Source organism: Phreatobacter sp. (genome assembly GCF_052440005.1).
GTDB lineage: Bacteria > Pseudomonadota > Alphaproteobacteria > Rhizobiales > Phreatobacteraceae > Phreatobacter.
The window spans coordinates 1-18,602 of the sequence record NZ_JBQVQL010000087.1; the positions used below are offsets into that span (position 1 = coordinate 1).

General features: G+C 65.5%; 15 protein-coding genes, 1 tRNA gene and 1 pseudogene. 2 read left to right on the forward strand and 15 right to left on the reverse strand.

The genetic code is table 11. The features are described from left to right. From ACT6XY_RS18075 to rpsL, 4 genes are all read right to left on the reverse strand, one after another. The coding region (locus ACT6XY_RS18075; protein WP_249688973.1) for a GTP-binding protein at positions 1–141 on the reverse strand (141 nt) is incomplete at its 3' end. Between the two features lie 66 nt (positions 142–207). Next, positions 208–2,283 carry an elongation factor G gene (fusA, locus tag ACT6XY_RS18080; protein ID WP_444749718.1) on the reverse strand — a complete coding sequence of 692 codons (2,076 nt, stop codon included), beginning with the start codon at positions 2,281–2,283 and terminating at the stop codon, positions 208–210. 41 nt (positions 2,284–2,324) lie between these two features. Beyond that, positions 2,325–2,795 (reverse strand): 30S ribosomal protein S7, encoded by a 471-nt coding sequence (rpsG, locus tag ACT6XY_RS18085; protein ID WP_106748006.1) that lies wholly within the window; start codon positions 2,793–2,795, stop codon positions 2,325–2,327. A gap of 87 nt (positions 2,796–2,882) precedes the next feature. Continuing rightward, positions 2,883–3,254, reverse strand: coding sequence for a 30S ribosomal protein S12 (gene rpsL, locus ACT6XY_RS18090; protein ID WP_038312203.1), 372 nt, complete (start codon positions 3,252–3,254; stop codon positions 2,883–2,885). 624 nt (positions 3,255–3,878) lie between these two features. Between rpsL and ACT6XY_RS18095 the strand changes: the two genes are divergently transcribed. Next, a complete protein-coding gene (locus tag ACT6XY_RS18095; RefSeq protein ID WP_444749719.1) occupies positions 3,879–4,265 on the forward strand; it encodes a hypothetical protein in 387 nt (128 codons plus the stop codon). Between the two features lie 261 nt (positions 4,266–4,526). Beyond that, complete coding sequence (locus ACT6XY_RS18100; RefSeq protein ID WP_444749720.1) at positions 4,527–4,919, forward strand: hypothetical protein; 393 nt, start codon at positions 4,527–4,529, stop codon at positions 4,917–4,919. Positions 4,920–5,016: 97 nt separating this feature from the next. On the opposite strand, the gene rpoC is transcribed toward ACT6XY_RS18100, so the two are convergent. The 11 genes and pseudogenes from rpoC to tuf all read right to left on the reverse strand — a co-directional run. Beyond that, a complete protein-coding gene (gene rpoC / locus ACT6XY_RS18105; protein ID WP_444749721.1) occupies positions 5,017–9,219 on the reverse strand; it encodes a DNA-directed RNA polymerase subunit beta' in 4,203 nt (1,400 codons plus the stop codon). Positions 9,220–9,350: 131 nt separating this feature from the next. Further along, positions 9,351–13,481 (reverse strand): DNA-directed RNA polymerase subunit beta, encoded by a 4,131-nt coding sequence (gene rpoB, locus ACT6XY_RS18110; protein ID WP_444749722.1) that lies wholly within the window; start codon positions 13,479–13,481, stop codon positions 9,351–9,353. 283 nt (positions 13,482–13,764) lie between these two features. After that, positions 13,765–14,142 carry a 50S ribosomal protein L7/L12 gene (gene rplL / locus ACT6XY_RS18115; protein ID WP_296570788.1) on the reverse strand — a complete coding sequence of 126 codons (378 nt, stop codon included), beginning with the start codon at positions 14,140–14,142 and terminating at the stop codon, positions 13,765–13,767. Between the two features lie 48 nt (positions 14,143–14,190). Next, positions 14,191–14,709 (reverse strand): 50S ribosomal protein L10, encoded by a 519-nt coding sequence (gene rplJ, locus ACT6XY_RS18120; protein ID WP_444749723.1) that lies wholly within the window; start codon positions 14,707–14,709, stop codon positions 14,191–14,193. A 627-nt stretch (positions 14,710–15,336) separates the two neighbouring features. Then, a complete protein-coding gene (gene rplA, locus ACT6XY_RS18125) occupies positions 15,337–16,029 on the reverse strand; it encodes a 50S ribosomal protein L1 (RefSeq protein WP_444749724.1) in 693 nt (230 codons plus the stop codon). A gap of 3 nt (positions 16,030–16,032) precedes the next feature. Beyond that, a complete protein-coding gene (rplK, locus tag ACT6XY_RS18130; protein WP_444749725.1) occupies positions 16,033–16,461 on the reverse strand; it encodes a 50S ribosomal protein L11 in 429 nt (142 codons plus the stop codon). 179 nt (positions 16,462–16,640) lie between these two features. Beyond that, complete coding sequence (nusG, locus tag ACT6XY_RS18135) at positions 16,641–17,171, reverse strand: transcription termination/antitermination protein NusG (protein WP_106747998.1); 531 nt, start codon at positions 17,169–17,171, stop codon at positions 16,641–16,643. A gap of 12 nt (positions 17,172–17,183) precedes the next feature. Further along, positions 17,184–17,381, reverse strand: a complete 198-nt coding sequence (gene secE / locus ACT6XY_RS18140; RefSeq protein WP_106747997.1) for a preprotein translocase subunit SecE — start codon at positions 17,379–17,381, stop codon at positions 17,184–17,186. Between the two features lie 185 nt (positions 17,382–17,566). Then, positions 17,567–18,199, reverse strand: coding sequence for a LysE family translocator (locus ACT6XY_RS18145; protein ID WP_444749726.1), 633 nt, complete (start codon positions 18,197–18,199; stop codon positions 17,567–17,569). 63 nt (positions 18,200–18,262) lie between these two features. After that, a tRNA-Trp gene (locus ACT6XY_RS18150) sits at positions 18,263–18,338 on the reverse strand. Between the two features lie 124 nt (positions 18,339–18,462). Next, positions 18,463–18,602: pseudogene (gene tuf / locus ACT6XY_RS18155) on the reverse strand (elongation factor Tu); the annotation flags it as partial.

Here is an 18,602-nt window from a genome sequence, read left to right on the forward strand (position 1 = left end):
ATAGGCCGTGAAGGTCGCGCCGCCCGACTCGGCCAGCACCTTCGTGATCGCAGCCGTCAGCGACGTCTTGCCGTGGTCAACGTGACCAATCGTGCCGATGTTGCAATGCGGCTTATTGCGTTCGAACTTTTCCTTGGCCATGACGGCCTCCTTCAATGTTCGCGATGCCGGAGGACCAGGGGACCCGGTCCGGCAAGAGACCGAGATTTACGCGTATTTGGCCTGGACTTCGGCGGCGACGTTGGACGGCGCCTGCTCGTAGTGGCTGAACTGCATGGTGTAGCTGGCGCGGCCCTGGCTGAAGGAGCGCAGCTGGTTGACGTAGCCGAACATGATCATGGGCGGCACCTTGGCCTGGATCACGTTGGCGTTGCCGCGCATGTCCTGGCCCTGGATCTGGCATCGGCGGGTATTGAGATCGCCGATGACCGAGCCGGTGTACTCCTCGGGGGTGACGACCTCGACCGCCATGATCGGCTCCAGCAGGACCGAACCGCACTTCTGCAGCGCTTCACGCATGGCGGCGCGGGAGGCGATTTCGAAGGCGAGGACCGAGGAGTCGACGTCGTGGTAGGCGCCGTCGATGAGGGTCGTCTTGACGTCGACCACGGGGAAGCCGGCGATGATGCCCGCACCCATGACCGAGTCGATGCCCTTCTCGACGCCGGGGATGTATTCCTTGGGAACCGCACCGCCGACGATCTTCGACTCGAAGGCGTTGCCGGCGCCGGCCTCGTTCGGCTCGACGATGATCTTGATCTTCGCGAACTGGCCGGTGCCGCCCGTCTGCTTCTTGTGGGTGTAGTCGATCTCGGCGCGCTTGGTGATCTTCTCGCGGAAGGCCACCTCGGGAGCGCCGACCGTGACGTCGACCTTGTGGGTGCGGCGCAGGATGTCGACCTTGATGTCGAGGTGGAGTTCGCCCATGCCCTTGATGCGGGTCTGGCCGGACTCGGCGTCGGTGGAGACGCGGAAGGACGGATCCTCGGAAGCAAGCTTCATGAGGGCCAGCGCCATCTTCTCCTGGTCGGCCTTGGTCTTCGGCTCGACGGCCATCTCGATGACCGGCTCGGGGAATTCCATACGCTCCAGGATGACGGGCTTCTGCGGATCGCAGAGCGTGTCGCCGGTGCGGGTGTCCTTCAGGCCGACGAGGGCGACGATGTCGCCTGCATAGGCCTCGGAGATTTCCTCGCGGTTGTTGGCGTGCATGAGGACCATGCGGCCGACGCGCTCGTTCTTCTCGCGGGAGGAGTTGAGGAGGGCCATGCCCTTCTCGAGCTTGCCCGAGTAGATGCGGCAGAACGTCAGGACGCCGTACTGGTCGTCCATGATCTTGAAGCCGAGCAGCGACAGCGGCTCGCTGTCGGACGACTTGCGCTCGATCTCGGCGTCGTTCTTCGGGTCGATGCCCTTGATCGCCGGCACGTCGACGGGCGACGGCAGGTAGTCGACCACGGCGTCGAGCAGCGTCTGCACGCCCTTGTTCTTGAAGGCCGAGCCGCAGAGCACGGGGAAGAAGGCGGAGGTCAGCACGGCCTTGCGGATGAGGCGCTTCAGGGTCGCCTCGTCGGGCTCGTTGCCCTCCAGATAGGCTTCCATGGCGGCGTCGTCGAGCTCGACGGCGGCCTCGACCAGCTCGTTACGATACTGGGCGGCCTTCTCCTTGAGATCGTCCGGGATCTCGAGGTTGGCGTCGAAGTCGGCGCCGAGCGACTCGCCCGACCAGACGACCGCTTTCATGCGGACGAGGTCGACGAGACCCTTGAAGTTGGACTCCGAACCGATCGGCAGCTGGATGGCGATCGGCTTGGCACCGAGGCGCTTCTTGATGTCCTCGAGGCACATGTAGAAGTCGGCGCCGGTCTTATCCATCTTGTTGGCGAAGACGATGCGCGGAACCTTGTACTTGTCGCCCTGGCGCCAGACGGTCTCGGTCTGCGGCTCGACGCCCTGGTTGGAGTCGAGGACGCAGACGGCGCCGTCGAGCACGCGCAGCGAACGCTCGACCTCGATGGTGAAGTCGACGTGGCCGGGGGTGTCGATGATGTTCAGGCGCTTGCCCGCCCACTGGGCGGTCGTCGCGGCCGACGTGATGGTGATGCCGCGCTCCTGCTCCTGCTCCATGAAGTCCATGGTCGCGGCGCCGTCGTGGACTTCGCCGATCTTATGGGACTTGCCGGTGTAGTAGAGGATCCGCTCGGTCGTCGTCGTCTTGCCCGCATCGATGTGGGCCATGATTCCGAAGTTGCGGTAGTCCTCGATCGCGTGAGTGCGCGGCATGATCTGAGTTCCTTCGGTTCCGGACGAACCGTGACGTTTCGTTACCAGCGGTAATGCGAGAAGGCGCGGTTGGCTTCCGCCATCTTGTGGGTGTCTTCGCGCTTCTTGACCGCGTTGCCGCGGTTGTTGGCGGCGTCCATCAGCTCGGAGGAGAGCTTGTCCACCATGGTCTTGTCGTTGCGCGAGCGCGCCGCCTGGATGAGCCAGCGGATCGCCAGGGCCTGACGACGCTCGGGGCGAACCTCGACCGGAACCTGGTAGGTCGCACCGCCGACGCGGCGGGAACGAACCTCGATGGCCGGCATGACGTTCTCGAGGGCAGACTGGAACACCGCGAGGGGCTCCTGCTTCGCCTTGGACTCGATCTGGTCGAAGGCGCCGTAGACGATCTGCTCGGCCACCGACTTCTTACCTTCGTACATGACCGAGTTCATGAACTTGGCCAGCACGACATTGCCGTACTTCGCATCCGGGATGACTTCCCGCTTTTCGGCCCGATGACGACGAGACATCGCTCTCTCCGTTGATCCTGAAAGCCACCGGCCGCTCCAGCCCGGCGCCTACGCGCCTCGGCCAGGAGCGGCCGGTGGAAACAACTCTTACTTCGGCCGCTTGGCGCCGTACTTGGAACGGCGCTGCTTGCGGTTCTTGACGCCCTGCGTGTCGAGAACGCCGCGCAGGATGTGGTAGCGCACGCCGGGAAGATCCTTGACGCGGCCGCCGCGGATCATGACCACGGAGTGCTCCTGGAGGTTGTGACCCTCGCCAGGAATGTAACCGATGACCTCGAAGCCGTTGGTCAGTCGCACCTTGGCGACCTTGCGGAGCGCCGAGTTCGGCTTCTTCGGGGTCGTCGTGTAGACGCGCGTGCACACGCCACGCTTCTGCGGGCAGCCCTCCATGTGGCGGGACTTCTCGCGGTAGGTGCGCGGCTGACGCGGCTTGCGGATCAGCTGGTTGACTGTCGGCATCGGCGGCCTTGTCCTTGAACCATTGGGGCCCGGTAACCCGGAACCCGTTTGAAGCCTGGCTTTGCCCGTCCCGTTTCCGGAACGAGCAACCGGGCGCCCGGTTTGTCCCGAAAGACAAACTGCGCCCGGCGAAAACAGAGGATCGTCGGCCCTCGCGGGCAGGCGATCATGCGTTTCGATCTGACTGACGTCAGGCGATGCGGTCTCGGTTAGCTTCGATCGGAACCGGCTCGAAGCCGTTCCCAGGACCGCGTGTGCAACCGACCTTCATCGGAAAGTCGGGTGGCAATACACGCTGAGTCGTCCCCCGTCAAGCAGGACGACCCAACGCCCGCCCCAAAGACCGGATGTTTCGTCCCTGCCGCGCAACGCGACAGAAACAAAACGCTCCGATCCCGGCATGATCCGTCATTATCGCGGCCTTATCCCATTTCGCGTGTCGCCGGAGCTCGTCCGGCGGTGCCGAGATCACTTGATTTGCCTACCGGGAATCGGAGTATCGCGTGCGTTGTGATGCCGGGAAAGTTTGTCCTTCGGGGGGCGACCTGAACGTTTCACACCACTGAAGCGGTTTGCCGTGCACTGGATGCTCTTGTGCGGCCCATCATTAAGAGGATGAAGACCATGGCGTTCAGGAACGTCGTTTTCGCGGCCATCGCCGCCGCAACTCTCGCCGGAGGCTTCGGCATCCAGGCCCAGGCCCAGACCGACCGCGACGGTCAGCAGCGCTGGATCAACATCGTCAACCGCTCGGGCGTGACGATCCGCGAGTTCTACATGACCGACGTCGACACCCGCGGCTGGGGCGACGACCGCCTCGGTCAGGAAGTGGTGGAGCCGGGCGACTCGCTGCGAGTGGTGCCGACCCCCCGCCAGCGCTCGCGCGGCTACTGCCAGTACGACATGAAGGTCGTGTTCGCCAACGACCGCTCCGTCGAGCGCCGCGGCGTCAACCTTTGCCAGACGACGAACCTCGTCTGCACCTCCACGGGCTCCTGCCGCGTCAACTGACGCCGTTTCGAGGTCATCGTTAGAGGCCGCCCCACGGGGCGGCCTTTTTTCGTTCAGGAGCCGCCGCAGCGCGCCGGAATTTCGTCGAGAGCCCCGGCTGGGCGATTGCGCGTGGGCGGGCGAACGGGCATAGCAGCGGCGTGACATTCCGTATCGTCACTTGAGCGGGCGCGACCCTCTCTGGTTGCGGTCCTGGTGTCCGACCCTCCGTCGACCCCTCCGGAAGGACCATTCCGGGGTTGCATCCAAAGGACCTGCCACATGACGCTCAAGTCGCTTCTCGGCGCCTCCGCCGCCGCAGTTGCCCTCGTCGCCAGCCTCGTCGCGACGCCCCCCGCCACGGCCCAGACCGACCGCGACGGCCAGCAGCGCTGGATCAACATCGTCAACCGCAGCAACGTGACGATCCGCGAGTTCTACATGACGGATGTCGACACCCGCGGCTGGGGCGACGACCGCCTCGGCCAGAACGTCATCGAGCCGGGCCAGGCCCTGCGCGTCGTGCCGACGCCGCGCCAGCGCTCGCGCGGCTATTGCCAGTTCGACATGAAGATCGTGTTCGAGAACGAGCGCACGGTGGAGCGCCGCGGCGTCAACCTGTGCTCGACCAGCAACCTGGTCTGCGGCTCGACGAGCGCCTGCTCGGCCAACTGAGCCACCCGCTTCCGCCATGCAAAAGGGCCGCCTATCGGGCGGCCCTTTTCGTTTGTCCGGGAGAGGCAGGGGTTGAGCCCCCTGCCCTCGCGCCGCTTCAGGACTGCGGCGCCTCGATCACGGCGACCTCGGCGGGAGCGCCGGCCGGGGTACCAGCGGCCTTCTGCTTCTCGTCGAGGATCAGATCGTCCCGCTTGAGGGCGATCTCGCGGATGCGGCTGATCATGGCGCCGGTGCCGGCGGGGATCAGGCGGCCGACGATGACGTTCTCCTTCAGGCCCTCGAGCGTGTCCGACTTGCCATTGACGGCAGCCTCGGTGAGCACGCGCGTGGTTTCCTGGAAGGAGGCCGCGGAGATGAAGGACCGCGTCTGCAGCGAGGCCTTGGTGATGCCGAGAAGAACCGGCGTGCCGGTGGCCGGCCGCTTGTTCTTGTCGTCCACCATGGCGAGGTTCGCCTCCTCCATCTCGGAAGCGTCGACCTGATCGCCCTGGATGAGGTCGGTGTCACCGGGATCGGTGATCTCGACCTTCTGGAGCATCTGGCGGACGATGACCTCGATGTGCTTGTCGTTGATGACGACGCCCTGGAGCCGGTAGACCTCCTGGATCTCGTTGACGAGGTAGGCAGCGAGCTCCTCCACGCCCTTGATCGCCAGGATGTCGTGCGGGGCCGGGTTGCCGTCGACGATGAAGTCGCCCTTCTGCACCTCGTCGCCGTCCTGAAGGTGGATGTGCTTGCCCTTCGGGATCAGGTACTCGGCGGCCTCGGCGTCGGCCTCGAAGGGCTCGATCGTCAGGCGGCGCTTCTGCTTGTAGTCCTTGCCGAAGCGCACCACGCCGGAGATCTCGGCGATGATCGCCGCATCCTTCGGACGACGCGCCTCGAACAGCTCGGCGACACGCGGCAGACCGCCGGTGATGTCGCGCGTCTTGGCGCTTTCCAGCGGGATACGTGCGATGACGTCACCCGCATGGATGCGGGCGCCGGGCTCGAAGCCGATGATCGCGTCGACCGCCAGGGCGTAGCGGGCATCCGTGCCACGCGGCAGCTTCTGCAGCTTGCCGTTGGAGTCGCGGATGACCAGCGACGGCTTGAGGTCGGCGGACCGGGTGGAGGTGCGCCAGTCGGTGACCACGCGCTTGGTGAAGCCGGTGGCCTCGTCGGTGGTTTCCGCGAGGGACTGGCCGTCGACCAGGTCCTCGAAGCCCAGCACGCCGTCGATCTCGGAGATGATCGGACGGGTGTAGGGGTCCCACTCGGCGATGCGCTGGCCGCGCTTGACCTTCGTGCCCTCGTCGACGCGCAGTTTGGCGCCGTACTGGATACGATGGGTGGCGCGCTCGGTGCCGTCCGCATCGACGATGATGACGGCCATGTTCCGGCCCATCGCGATGAGTTCGCCGTCCGAGTTCTTCACGATCGAGCGGTTGCGGATCTTGATGGTGCCTTCGAAGGTCGCCTCGATGAACGAGGTGTCGACCACCTGGGCGGCGCCGCCGATGTGGAAGGTACGCATCGTGAGCTGGGTGCCCGGCTCGCCGATGGACTGCGCCGCGATGACGCCGACCGCTTCGCCGATGTTCACCGGCGTGCCGCGGGCGAGGTCACGGCCGTAGCACTGGCCACAGACGCCGACCTTGGTCTCGCAGGTGAGAACCGAGCGGATCTTCACCTCCTGGATGCCGGCGGAGGTGATGGCCTCCACGTCCTTCTCCAGGATCATGGCGCCCGCCTCGACCAGCACCTTGCCCGAGGAGGGGTCGGTGACGGTGACGGCGGCCGAACGGCCGAGGATGCGCTGGCCGAGGGTCGCCACGACCTGGCCTGCGTCCACGATGGCGCGCATGCCGATACCCTTCTCGGTATGGCAGTCGCGTTCCGTGATGATGCAGTCCTGGGCCACGTCGACGAGGCGGCGGGTCAGGTAACCCGAGTTCGCCGTCTTCAGCGCGGTGTCGGCCAGACCCTTGCGGGCGCCGTGGGTGGAGTTGAAGTACTCCATCACGGACAGGCCTTCCTTGAAGTTCGAGATGATCGGCGTCTCGATGATCTCGCCCGAGGGCTTGGCCATGAGGCCGCGCATCGCGGCGAGCTGGCGCATCTGGGTCGGCGAACCACGCGCACCCGAATGCGACATCATGTAGATCGAGTTGATCGGCTTGTCGCGGCCGGTCTCGTCCTTCTTCACGGAGGAGATGCGCAGCATCATCTCCTGGGCGAGACGGTCCGAGCACTTGGCCCAGGCGTCGACGACCTTGTTGTACTTCTCGCCGTAGGTGATGAGGCCGTCGAGATACTGCTGCTCGTAGTCCTTGGTGAGCGTGCGGGTCTCCTCGACGATCGGCCACTTGTTGTCCGGGACGACCATGTCGTCCTTGCCGAAGGAAATGCCGGCCTTGTAGGCGTGGTAGAAGCCCAGCGCCATGATCCGGTCGCAGAAGATCACCGACTCCTTCTGGCCGCAGAAGCGGTAGACGGTGTCGATCATCGCCGAGATCTCCTTCTTCGTCATCAGCTTGTTGGCTGCGTCGAAGGGAACCTTGGGCGACTTCGGCAGGAGCTGGCCGAGCAGGACGCGGCCAGGCGTGGTCTCGTACATGCGGCGGACATGGGTGCCGTCCGCGTCGAGACCTTCCCAGCGATAGCGGATCTTGGTGTGCAGCGTGACGACCTTGTTGGCCAGCGCGTGCTCGATCTCGCCGACATTGGCAAAGGCCTTGCCCTGGCCGGGCATGCCGTCCGACATCAGCGAGACGTAGTAGAGGCCGAGAACGATATCCTGCGAGGGCACGATGATCGGCGCGCCGTTCGCCGGATGCAGGATGTTGTTCGTCGACATCATGAGGACGCGCGCTTCCAGCTGCGCCTCGAGGCTCAGCGGAACGTGCACGGCCATCTGGTCACCGTCGAAGTCGGCGTTGAAGGCCGAGCAGACGAGCGGATGCAGCTGGATCGCCTTGCCCTCGATCAGCACGGGCTCGAAGGCCTGGATGCCGAGGCGGTGGAGGGTCGGGGCGCGGTTGAGCAGGACCGGATGCTCGCGGATGACCTCGTCGAGGATGTCCCAGACCTCCGGACGCTCCTTCTCGACCAGCTTCTTCGCCTGCTTGACGGTGGCGGAGAGGCCCTTGGCGTCGAGCCGGGCGTAGATGAAGGGCTTGAACAGCTCGAGCGCCATCTTCTTCGGCAGGCCGCACTGGTGCAGCTTCATCTCCGGGCCGACGACGATGACCGAACGGCCGGAATAGTCGACGCGCTTGCCGAGCAGGTTCTGGCGGAAGCGGCCCTGCTTGCCCTTCAGCATGTCCGCGAGCGACTTCAGCGGGCGCTTGTTGGCGCCCGTGATGACGCGACCGCGGCGGCCGTTGTCGAACAGGGCGTCAACCGCTTCCTGAAGCATGCGCTTCTCGTTGCGGATGATGATGTCCGGCGCGCGCAGCTCGATCAGCCGCTTCAGGCGGTTGTTGCGGTTGATGACGCGGCGGTAGAGGTCGTTGAGGTCGGACGTGGCGAAGCGGCCGCCGTCCAGCGGAACCAGCGGGCGCAGGTCCGGCGGGATGACGGGAACGACCGTCAGGATCATCCACTCCGGCTTGTTGCCGGACTGGATGAAGGCCTCGATGATCTTCAGGCGCTTGGCGAGCTTCTTCGGCTTCAGCTCGGTGGTGGCCTCGGCGATCTCCTTGCGGGTGTCGGCGGCCAGCTTCTCGAGGTCGAGGCCGCGCAGCAGCTCGCGGATGGCCTCGGCGCCGATCAGGGCGGTGAAGGAGTCGTCGCCGAACTCGTCCTGGGCCTTGATGTACTCCTCCTCCGAGAGGAGCTGGCGCTCCTTCAGCGAGGTCAGGCCCGGCTCGATGACGCAGTAATATTCGAAATAGAGGATGCGCTCGAGGTCCTTGAGCGGCATGTCGAGCAGGAGGCCGATACGGCTCGGCAGCGACTTCAGGAACCAGATGTGGGCGACCGGGGCGGCGAGCTCGATGTGGCCCATGCGCTCGCGGCGCACGCGCGAGAGGGTGACCTCGACGCCGCACTTCTCGCAGATGATGCCCTTGTACTTCATGCGCTTGTACTTGCCGCACAAGCACTCGTAGTCCTTGATGGGGCCAAAGATGCGCGCGCAGAACAGACCGTCACGCTCGGGCTTGAACGTACGGTAGTTGATCGTCTCCGGCTTCTTGATCTCGCCGAAGGACCAGGACAGAATCTTCTCGGGGCTCGCGATCGAGATCTTGATCTGATCGAACGTGGCCGGCTGCGTGGTCGGATTGAAGAGATTTGCGATCTCTTGGTTCATCGCCGTCTCCTAAGCCCGGTCTCCCGGGGGGAAGTTCGGGGCCGGAAGAAGGTTCCCGGCCGATGAAAGCGTCTTCAGGTGGAACGTCGGGGGACCGGACGGACCCGGTCCCCTAGGCAGGCACGGACGCCTTACTCGGCGGCCTGCTGTCCCACGTCGTCGTTGTCGGTGCGCACGGGCTTCGAGGTGGCGAGCTCGACGTTGAGGCCGAGCGACCGCATTTCCTTGACCAGCACGTTGAAGCTCTCGGGAATGCCGGCCTCGAAGGTGTCGTCGCCGCGGACGATCGCCTCGTAGACCTTGGTGCGGCCGGCCACGTCGTCCGACTTCACCGTGAGCATTTCCTGCAGCGTGTAGGCGGCGCCATAGGCCTCCAGGGCCCAGACCTCCATCTCGCCGAAGCGCTGGCCGCCGAACTGCGCCTTGCCGCCCAGCGGCTGCTGGGTGACGAGCGAGTACGGGCCGATGGACCGCGCGTGGATCTTGTCGTCCACGAGGTGGTGCAGCTTCAGCATGTAGATGTAGCCGACGGTCACCTGGCGGTCGAAGACCTCGCCCGTCTTGCCGTCGTACAGCGTCACCTGACCGGAATGGTTCAGGCCCGCCGTGTCGAGCATGGCCTCGATGTCGGCCTCCTTGGCACCGTCGAAGACCGGCGTCGCGAAGTGGACGCCGCGCCGCGTGTTGCGGGCGAGTTCCACCAGATTGGCCTCGTCGAGCACGCCGATCTGCGGATCGTCGCCGTAGATCTTCTCGAAGGCTTCCTTCAGCGGCTTCACGTTCTTCGAGCGCATGTAGGCGTCGTAGGCCTGGCCCACCATCTTGCCGAGGCCGGCGGCGGCCCAGCCCAGATGGGTCTCCAGGATCTGACCGACGTTCATGCGGCTCGGCACGCCCAGCGGGTTGAGCACGATGTCCGCATGGGTGCCGTCCTCGAGGAACGGCATGTCCTCGATCGGCACGATGCGGGACACGACGCCCTTGTTGCCGTGACGGCCGGCCATCTTGTCGCCCGGCTGGATCTTGCGCTTCACGGCGATGAAGACCTTGACCATCTTCATCACGCCCGGCGGCAGTTCGTCGCCACGCTGCAGCTTCTCGACCTTGTCCAGGAAGCGCTGCTCGAGGCGGCGCTTGGACTCGTCGTACTGCTTCCGCATGGCCTCGATCTCGGCCATCAGGGCGTCGTCGGCGACGCCGAAGGCCCACCACTGGCCCCGCGGATACTCGGCGAGCAGGTCACGGGTGAGGACCGTGTCCTTCTTGAAGGCCTTGGGGCCGGAAATGCCGGTCTTGCCGTCGAGGACCTCGGCGAGGCGGCCATAGACGTTGCGGTCCAGGATCGCCTGGTCGTCGTCGCGGTCCTTGGCGAGACGCTCGATTTCCTCGCGCTCGATCGCCATGGCGCGCTCGTCCTTGTCGACGCCGTGACGGTTGAACACGCGCACCTCGACGATGGTGCCGGTGACGCCCGGGGGCACGCGCAGCGAGGTGTCGCGCACGTCCGAGGCCTTCTCGCCGAAGATGGCGCGCAGGAGCTTCTCTTCCGGCGTCATCGGGCTCTCGCCCTTCGGCGTGATCTTGCCGACGAGGATGTCACCCGCCTGCACTTCCGCGCCGATATAGACGATGCCGGCCTCGTCGAGGTTCTTCAGCGCCTCTTCCGACACGTTCGGAATGTCGCGCGTGATCTCCTCCGGCCCGAGCTTGGTGTCGCGGGCGGAGACCTCAAACTCCTCGATGTGGATCGAGGTGAAGACGTCTTCCTTCACGATCCGCTCGGAGAGCAGGATGGAGTCCTCGAAGTTGTAGCCGTTCCACGGCATGAAGGCGACGAGCACGTTGCGGCCGAGGGCGAGATCGCCGAGGTCGGTCGAGGGGCCGTCGGCCAGGATCTCGCCCTTCTTGACGATGTCGCCGACGCGCACCAGCGGACGCTGGTTGATGCAGGTCGACTGGTTGGAGCGCTGGAACTTCATCAGGCGATAGATGTCGACGCCGGACTTGGTCGGGTCGAGGTCTTCCGTGGCGCGGATGACGATACGGGTCGCGTCGACCTGATCGACGACGCCGGTGCGGCGCGCCGCGATGGCGGCGCCGGAGTCACGGGCGACGACCGATTCCATGCCGGTGCCGACGAAGGGCGCATCGGCCTTCACCAGCGGCACGGCCTGGCGCTGCATGTTCGAGCCCATGAGGGCGCGGTTGGCGTCGTCGTTCTCAAGGAACGGAATGAGCGCGGCGGCGACCGACACGAGCTGCTTCGGGGACACGTCCATGAAGTCGACGCGGTCCACCGGCAGCAGCAGGGTCTCACCCGCCTGACGGCAGATGACGAGGTCTTCCATGAACTTGCCGCTCTCGTCGATGGGCGCGTTCGCCTGGGCGACCGAGTACTTCCCCTCCTCCATGGCGGACAGGTAGATCACCTCGTCGGTGACCCGGCCGTCGCGCACCTTGCGGTAGGGCGTCTCGATGAAGCCGTACTTGTTGACACGGGCGAAGGTGGCCAGCGAGTTGATCAGGCCGATGTTCGGGCCTTCCGGCGTCTCGATCGGGCAGATGCGGCCGTAGTGCGTCGGGTGCACGTCGCGCACCTCGAAGCCGGCGCGCTCGCGCGACAGACCACCGGGTCCAAGGGCCGAGAGGCGGCGCTTGTGGGTGATCTCGGACAGCGGGTTGGTCTGGTCCATGAACTGCGAGAGCTGCGAGGAACCGAAGAACTCGCGCACGGCGGCGGCCGCCGGCTTTGCGTTGATCAGGTCCTGCGGCATGACCGTGTCGATCTCGACCGAGCTCATGCGCTCCTTGATGGCGCGCTCCATGCGGAGCAGGCCCACGCGGTACTGGTTCTCCATGAGCTCGCCGACCGAACGCACGCGGCGGTTGCCGAGGTGGTCGATGTCGTCGATCTCGCCCTTGCCGTCACGCAGCTCGACGAGCGTCTTGACCACGGCGAGAATGTCGTCCTTGCGCAGGATGCGCACGGTGTCCTCGGCGGTGAGGTCGAGGCGCATGTTCATCTTCACGCGGCCGACGGCCGACAGGTCGTAGCGCTCGCTGTCGAAGAACAGCGAGTGGAACATGGCCTCGGCGGTCTCCACCGTCGGCGGCTCACCCGGGCGCATGACGCGATAGATGTCGAACAGCGCGTCCTCGCGCGTCATGTTCTTGTCGGCGGCGAGCGTGTTGCGGATGTAGGCGCCGATCGTGACGTGATCGATGTCGAGGGTCGGGAGGGTCTCGTAGCCCTCGCCCACCAGCATCTTCAGCATCTTCTCGGTGATCTCCTCGCCGGCCTCGGCGTAGATCTCACCGGTCTTCATGTTGACCATGTCCTCGGCGAGGTAGCGACCCGCCAATTCCTCGGTCGACAGGCGCAGAGCCTTGAGCCCCTTCTCGGCGAGCTTCTTGGCTTCGCGGACCGAGAGCTTCTTGCCGGCCTCGAGCACGACCTCGCCGGTATCGGCGTCGATCATGTCGTTGACCGCCTTGAAGCCGCGCATGCGGGCGGCGTCGTAGGGCACGCGCCAGCCGTCCTTCTTGTCCTTCGTCACCATGATGTGGTTGTAGAAGGTCGAGAGGATGTCCTCCGCGCTCATGGCGAGCGCATAGAGCAGGCTCGTGACCGGGATCTTCCGGCGACGGTCGATGCGGGCGTAGACGATGTCCTTGGCGTCGAACTCGATGTCGAGCCAGGAGCCGCGATAGGGGATGATGCGGGCGGCGAAGAGCAGCTTGCCCGACGAATGGGTCTTGCCCTTGTCGTGATCGAAGAAGACGCCCGGCGAACGGTGCATCTGCGAGACGATGACGCGCTCGGTGCCGTTGACGATGAAGGTGCCGTTCGACGTCATGAGCGGAATGTCGCCCATGTAGACGTCCTGCTCCTTGATGTCCTTGACGGACTTCGCGCCGGTGTCGGCGTCCACATCGAACACGATGAGGCGCAGCGTCACCTTCAGGGGGGCGGCGAAGGTCATGCCGCGCTGGCGGCACTCGTCAACGTCGTACTTCGGCGGCTCGAACTCGTACTTCACGAACTCCAGCATGGCGCTGCCGGAGAAATCGGTGATCGGGAACACCGATTTGAACACGGCCTGCAGCCCCTCGTCGGAGCGTCCGCCCTTGGGCTCGTCGACCATCAGGAACTGGTCATAGGACGACTTCTGAACCTCGATGAGGTTCGGCATCGTCGCTACTTCCCTGATTTTGCCGAAGAACTTGCGGAACCTTTTGCGGCCGGTGAAAGTCTGAGCCATGTCGCCTCTCGCTTGGGCCGCCAGGCGTCGGCGGCGGCCCTGGTTCCAGCGACGGATGGGCTTGATGGAGCCGCTTCCGTCGCAGACGCCTGACCGGACGGTCCACAGGCGGGCCGATGGGCGACCCTGGACCGTCCGGTCAAACGCTGACACCTCTGTTAGCCTCGCGGTGCCCGGGGGCCCCGCATTCGAATGCACGTCCGCCGCACGGCGGTCCCGCTCCGGTCACCCGGGGCGGATAAGCCCGCACGGGCGACCCGAAGGCCGCCCGCGCGGAGCCTGATCACTTCAGCTCGACCTTGGCGCCGGCGGCCTCGAGCTGCTTCTTCAGCTTCTCGGCCTCGTCCTTGGACACGCCTTCCTTGACGGCCTTCGGAGCACCCTCGACGAGGTCCTTGGCTTCCTTCAGGCCGAGACCGGTGATGGCGCGGACTTCCTTGATCACCTCGATCTTCTTGTCGCCGGCGGCGGCAAGCATCACGGTGAACTCGGTCTGCTCCTCGACCGGGGCGGCGGCGGCGCCGGCACCCGGGCCGGCGGCGACGGCGACGGCGGCGGCGGCGGAGACGCCCCACTTCTCTTCGAGCATCTTCGCGAGCTCGGCGGCCTCGAGAACGGTGAGCGACGACAGCTCGTCGACGATTTTGGCGAGATCAGCCATTTGCATTTTCCTTTTGAACGGTTCGAACCGGGTTGAGTGAGAGGAGCCTCACGCGGCCTTGTCTCGGTCGGCATAAGCGGTGAACACGCGAGCCAGCTTGGCAGCGGGCGCGGTCGAGAGCTGGGCGATCTTGGTCGCGGGAGCCTGGATGAGGCCCACGAGCTTGGCGCGCAGTTCGTCGAGCGACGGGAGTGTGGCGAGTGCCTTCACACCGTCCGCATTCAGAGCGGTCGACCCCATGGCGCCGCCAAGGATGACGAACTTGTCATGCAGCTTGGCGAAGTCAGAGGCGACCTTCGGTGCCGCGACCGGATCCTGGCTGATGGCCAGAATCGTGGGGCCCTTCAGCAGGGCTCCGATGGACGCGACGTCCGTGCCTTCGAGAGCGATCTTGGCGAGGCGGTTCTTGGTGACCTTCACGGACGCGCCCTGGGCCTTCATCTTGCGACGGAGGTCCTGCATCTGCGCGACGGTGAGGCCGGAATAGTGAGCGACGACGACGACGCCGGAGGTCTTGAAGACCTCGTTGAGCGTGCCGACCAGCTCCTTCTTTTCCGTGCGATCCACGTTTGCTCTCTCTGGTCGGGGCCTCCTTGCGGAAAGCCCCGGGTTGCACCTGCCGATCATCGGCACCGGCGAGCCGGTCTCCGAACGATCGACGTTCGGCCCTGTCCCCTCTGGAACACCGCGGGATGAAATCCCTCGGCCGAGGTGCCGTGAGTTCGAACCCTTCCCTCGGCGTCTCCGCCGGTGAAATGGTCTTCACCCGTCTGTGCAGGCCTTGGCGATTAAGAGGGGACCCCCCTCGCCTGCAGTCTCGGACAGGACGATCCGGTCTTGCGATCCCGGGTCCTCGGACCCTCGTGGGACAACTCCACCGGCCTTGCCGCGCAGGTTTCCCGGCGCGGAAGCTCTCTACAAAACTCGTGTCGGACTCCTGATCAGGGTCCGGGAACCACTCCCGGCGTCTCCTGTGACGGACGCGACCCCTTCGAGACGGCGAATCGCGATCCACGGCCCAAACGCAATGAGGGCGTGGTTGCCCACACCCCTAGCCGGCGTCGTCTAGCAAAGGCTGTTCCACTTGCCAAGTGGGGCGGGCCATTTTTTTGGCCAGCCCCACGCCTGGCGCAGGTCTGCATCCCGGACGCGCGACCGGACGGACACGCGCGCGGGGCGCGTGCCCGGATCGGATCAGGCGTTGAGAACGCTGGCCGGATCGACCTTCACGCCCGGGCCCATGGTCGAGGAGATCGCGATCTTCTGGACGTAGGTGCCCTTGGCGCCGTTCGGACGGGCCTTCACGACGGCGTCGGCGAAGGCCTTGATGTTCTCGACCAGCTTGCCCTGGTCGAAGGAGACCTTGCCGACGGCCGAGTGGATGATGCCGGCCTTCTCGACGCGGAACTCGACGGCGCCGCCCTTGGAGGCGGCGACGGCCGACTTCACGTCCATGGTCACCGTGCCGACCTTCGGGTTCGGCATCAGGCCGCGCGGGCCCAGCACCTTACCGAGGCGGCCGACGAGGCCCATCATGTCCGGGGTCGCGATGCAGCGATCGAAGTCGATCTTGCCGCCCTGAACGATCTCGAGGAGATCCTCGGCGCCGACGATGTCGGCACCGGCCGCCTTGGCTTCGTCAGCTTTGGCGCCGCGCGCGAAGACCGCGACGCGCAGGGTGCGGCCCGAGCCGTTCGGCAGGTTGCAGACGCCGCGGACCATCTGGTCGGCGTGGCGCGGATCGACGCCGAGATTCATCGCGATCTCGATGGTCTCGTCGAACTTCGCGGTCGCCCGCTCCTTCACGAGCTTCACCGCGTCGTCGATGGCGTAGGTCTTGACGGTGTCGATGCCCTCGAGGGTCTTACGATAGCGCTTTCCGCTCATGGCTTACCCCACCACCTCGAGGCCCATGGAACGGGCCGAGCCTTCGATCATCGACGAGGCCGATTCGACCGAGTCGCAGTTCATGTCGACCATCTTCGACTTGGCGATCTCGGCGATCTGGGCGCGCGTGATCTTGCCGATGAAGCCCTTGCCGGGGGTCGTGTGGCCCTTGTCGATCTTGGCGGCCTTCTTCACCCAGTAAGTGACCGGGGGCTGCTTCATCTCGAAGGTGAAGGAACGGTCCTGGTAGGCGGTGATGACGACCGGAATCGGCATCCCCTTCTCCATCTGCTGGGTCTTCGCGTTGAAGGCCTTGCAGAATTCCATGATGTTCAGGCCGCGCTGACCGAGAGCGGGACCGATGGGCGGGGCGGGGTTAGCGGCCCCGGCCGGCACCTGCAGCTTGATGAATCCGACGATTTTCTTCGCCATGATGTCCTCCTGACGCGCCCTGTCGGGCGGCCGGTTGGGTTTCGTGGTCGGGTTCGAGACGGTTGGCGAACCGCCGTCCCTCGCCTCCCACGGGTGAAGGAGAGACGGCTTCCCGCCTCCCCGCCGCCGGCCGCAAGGCCGCCGGTTGCCGCCGGCGCGAGGCCGGTGGCGCTATCGGGTCAGAGCTTGTCGACCTGACCGAATTCCAGTTCCACCGGCGTCGGCCGGCCGAAGATCGAGACGGCGACCTTGACGCGGGCACGGCCGTCGTCGACCTCCTCGATGAAGCCCTCGAAGGAGGCGAAGGGACCGTCGTTGACGCGCACCTTCTCGCCGACCTCGAAGGTGATCGTCGTCTTGGGACGGTCGACACCCTCCTGGACCTGCTGGGCGATGCGCATCGCCTCGGCCTCGGGGATCGGCATCGGCTTCTTGTCGGCGCCGAGGAAGCCCGTGACTTTCGGGGTGTTCTTGATGAGGTGGTAGGCCTGATCGGTCATGTCCATCTTCACGAGGACATAGCCGGGGAAGAACTTGCGCTCGGTGTCGATCTTGCGGCCGCGACGCACCTCGGTGACGCGCTCCTTCGGCACGAGGATGTCCTCGAACAGCTCCGACAGGCCGCGCTGGGCCGCGCCCTCACGGATGGCCTCGGCCACCTTGTTCTCGAAGTTCGAATAGGCGTGGACCACGTACCACTGCTTCGCCACGGACGGGCTCCCTCAGCTGCCGAGCGACAGGAGCGCCTGGACGCCCCAGCGGATCACCGAATCGGCGACGAAAAAGAAGATCGCCGAAACGATCATGAAGATGACGACCATCAGCGAGGAGATGCCGACTTCCTTGCGCGTCGGCCAGGTGACCTTGTTGGCCTCCTGGCGGACCTGCTGCATGAACTCGACAGGGTTGGGTTTCGCCATGGTGAGAATCCGGACAGGGCCGCACACCGCTCCCACCCTCGGGGTGAAAGCCGGCGCGTCGGCCCGGAAAAAGGAAACGCGTCCCGCCGGATGTCCGTCACCGGGCCGGCAGGGAGTGCGGTCTGCTAACTGATCGGGGCCGGCACGTCAAGAAAATGTGGTGCAGCCGGGCCCCGGGCACAGCGTCACCGGCTCTCGCTCCAGGCCAGCCGGAGCGCCAGTGCTGCGAACACACTGCCCAGCAAGTATTGCGGTAGGCGAGCGAAGCGACCGCTGGAGGCGAACCGGCGTCGCAGGCTGCCGGCCGTCAGGATCACCGCGCCGTTCACGACCAGACCGACAGTGTTGAGGATGGTGGCGAGAAGCAGCGCCTGGATGACGATCGAGCCGGATTCCGGCCGGAAGAACTGCGGAAACAGTGCCAGCACGAACAGAACCATCTTCGGATTGAGCAGGTTGGTCAGAAGCCCCTGCCGGAAAATGAGGCCCAACGGCACGGCTGTTAGCCCCTCCGAGGGCGCGAACCTGGCTCCGTCGGCGCGAAGGCTCGCCCAAGCGAGCGCAAGCAGATAGGCCGCCCCGGCCCAGCGCACCACGTCATAGGCCATGGGCACCGCGACAAGGAGCTGGGACAGGCCCAGGGCGGCAGCGAGGGCATGGGCGTAGGTGCCGGCCTGGATGCCTGCGAGGGTGGCGAAGCCCGCCGTGCGCCCTTGGCTGATGCTGCGTGAGGCGATCAACAGCATGTCCGGGCCGGGCGTCATCGTAAGCACGAGACAGGCCAGGGCAAACACTGCGATCGTCGACAGTTCCAGCATATCAGGCGCGGCTCCCGGATAATGAAAAACCCCGGCGATCGGATCGCCGAGGCTTTTCGAAATTGGCAGGGGCTGGGGGATTCGAACCCACGACCTGCGGTTTTGGAGACCGCCGCTCTACCAGCTGAGCTAAACCCCTAGAGGAGAGCCGAGGATATAGTCCGCCCCGGCGCTCCGATCAATCACCGATCACGCGATGATGGCGACGACGATGCCGGCGCCCGCATCAGGAATGCGGTGGACCGCATTCCATCGTCCTCCGATCACTCGATGATGGTGGCGACGACGCCGGCGCCGACGGTGCGGCCGCCCTCACGGATGGCGAAGCGCAGCTTCTCCTCCATGGCGATCGGCACGATCAGGCTCACCGTCATGGCGATGTTGTCGCCCGGCATCACCATCT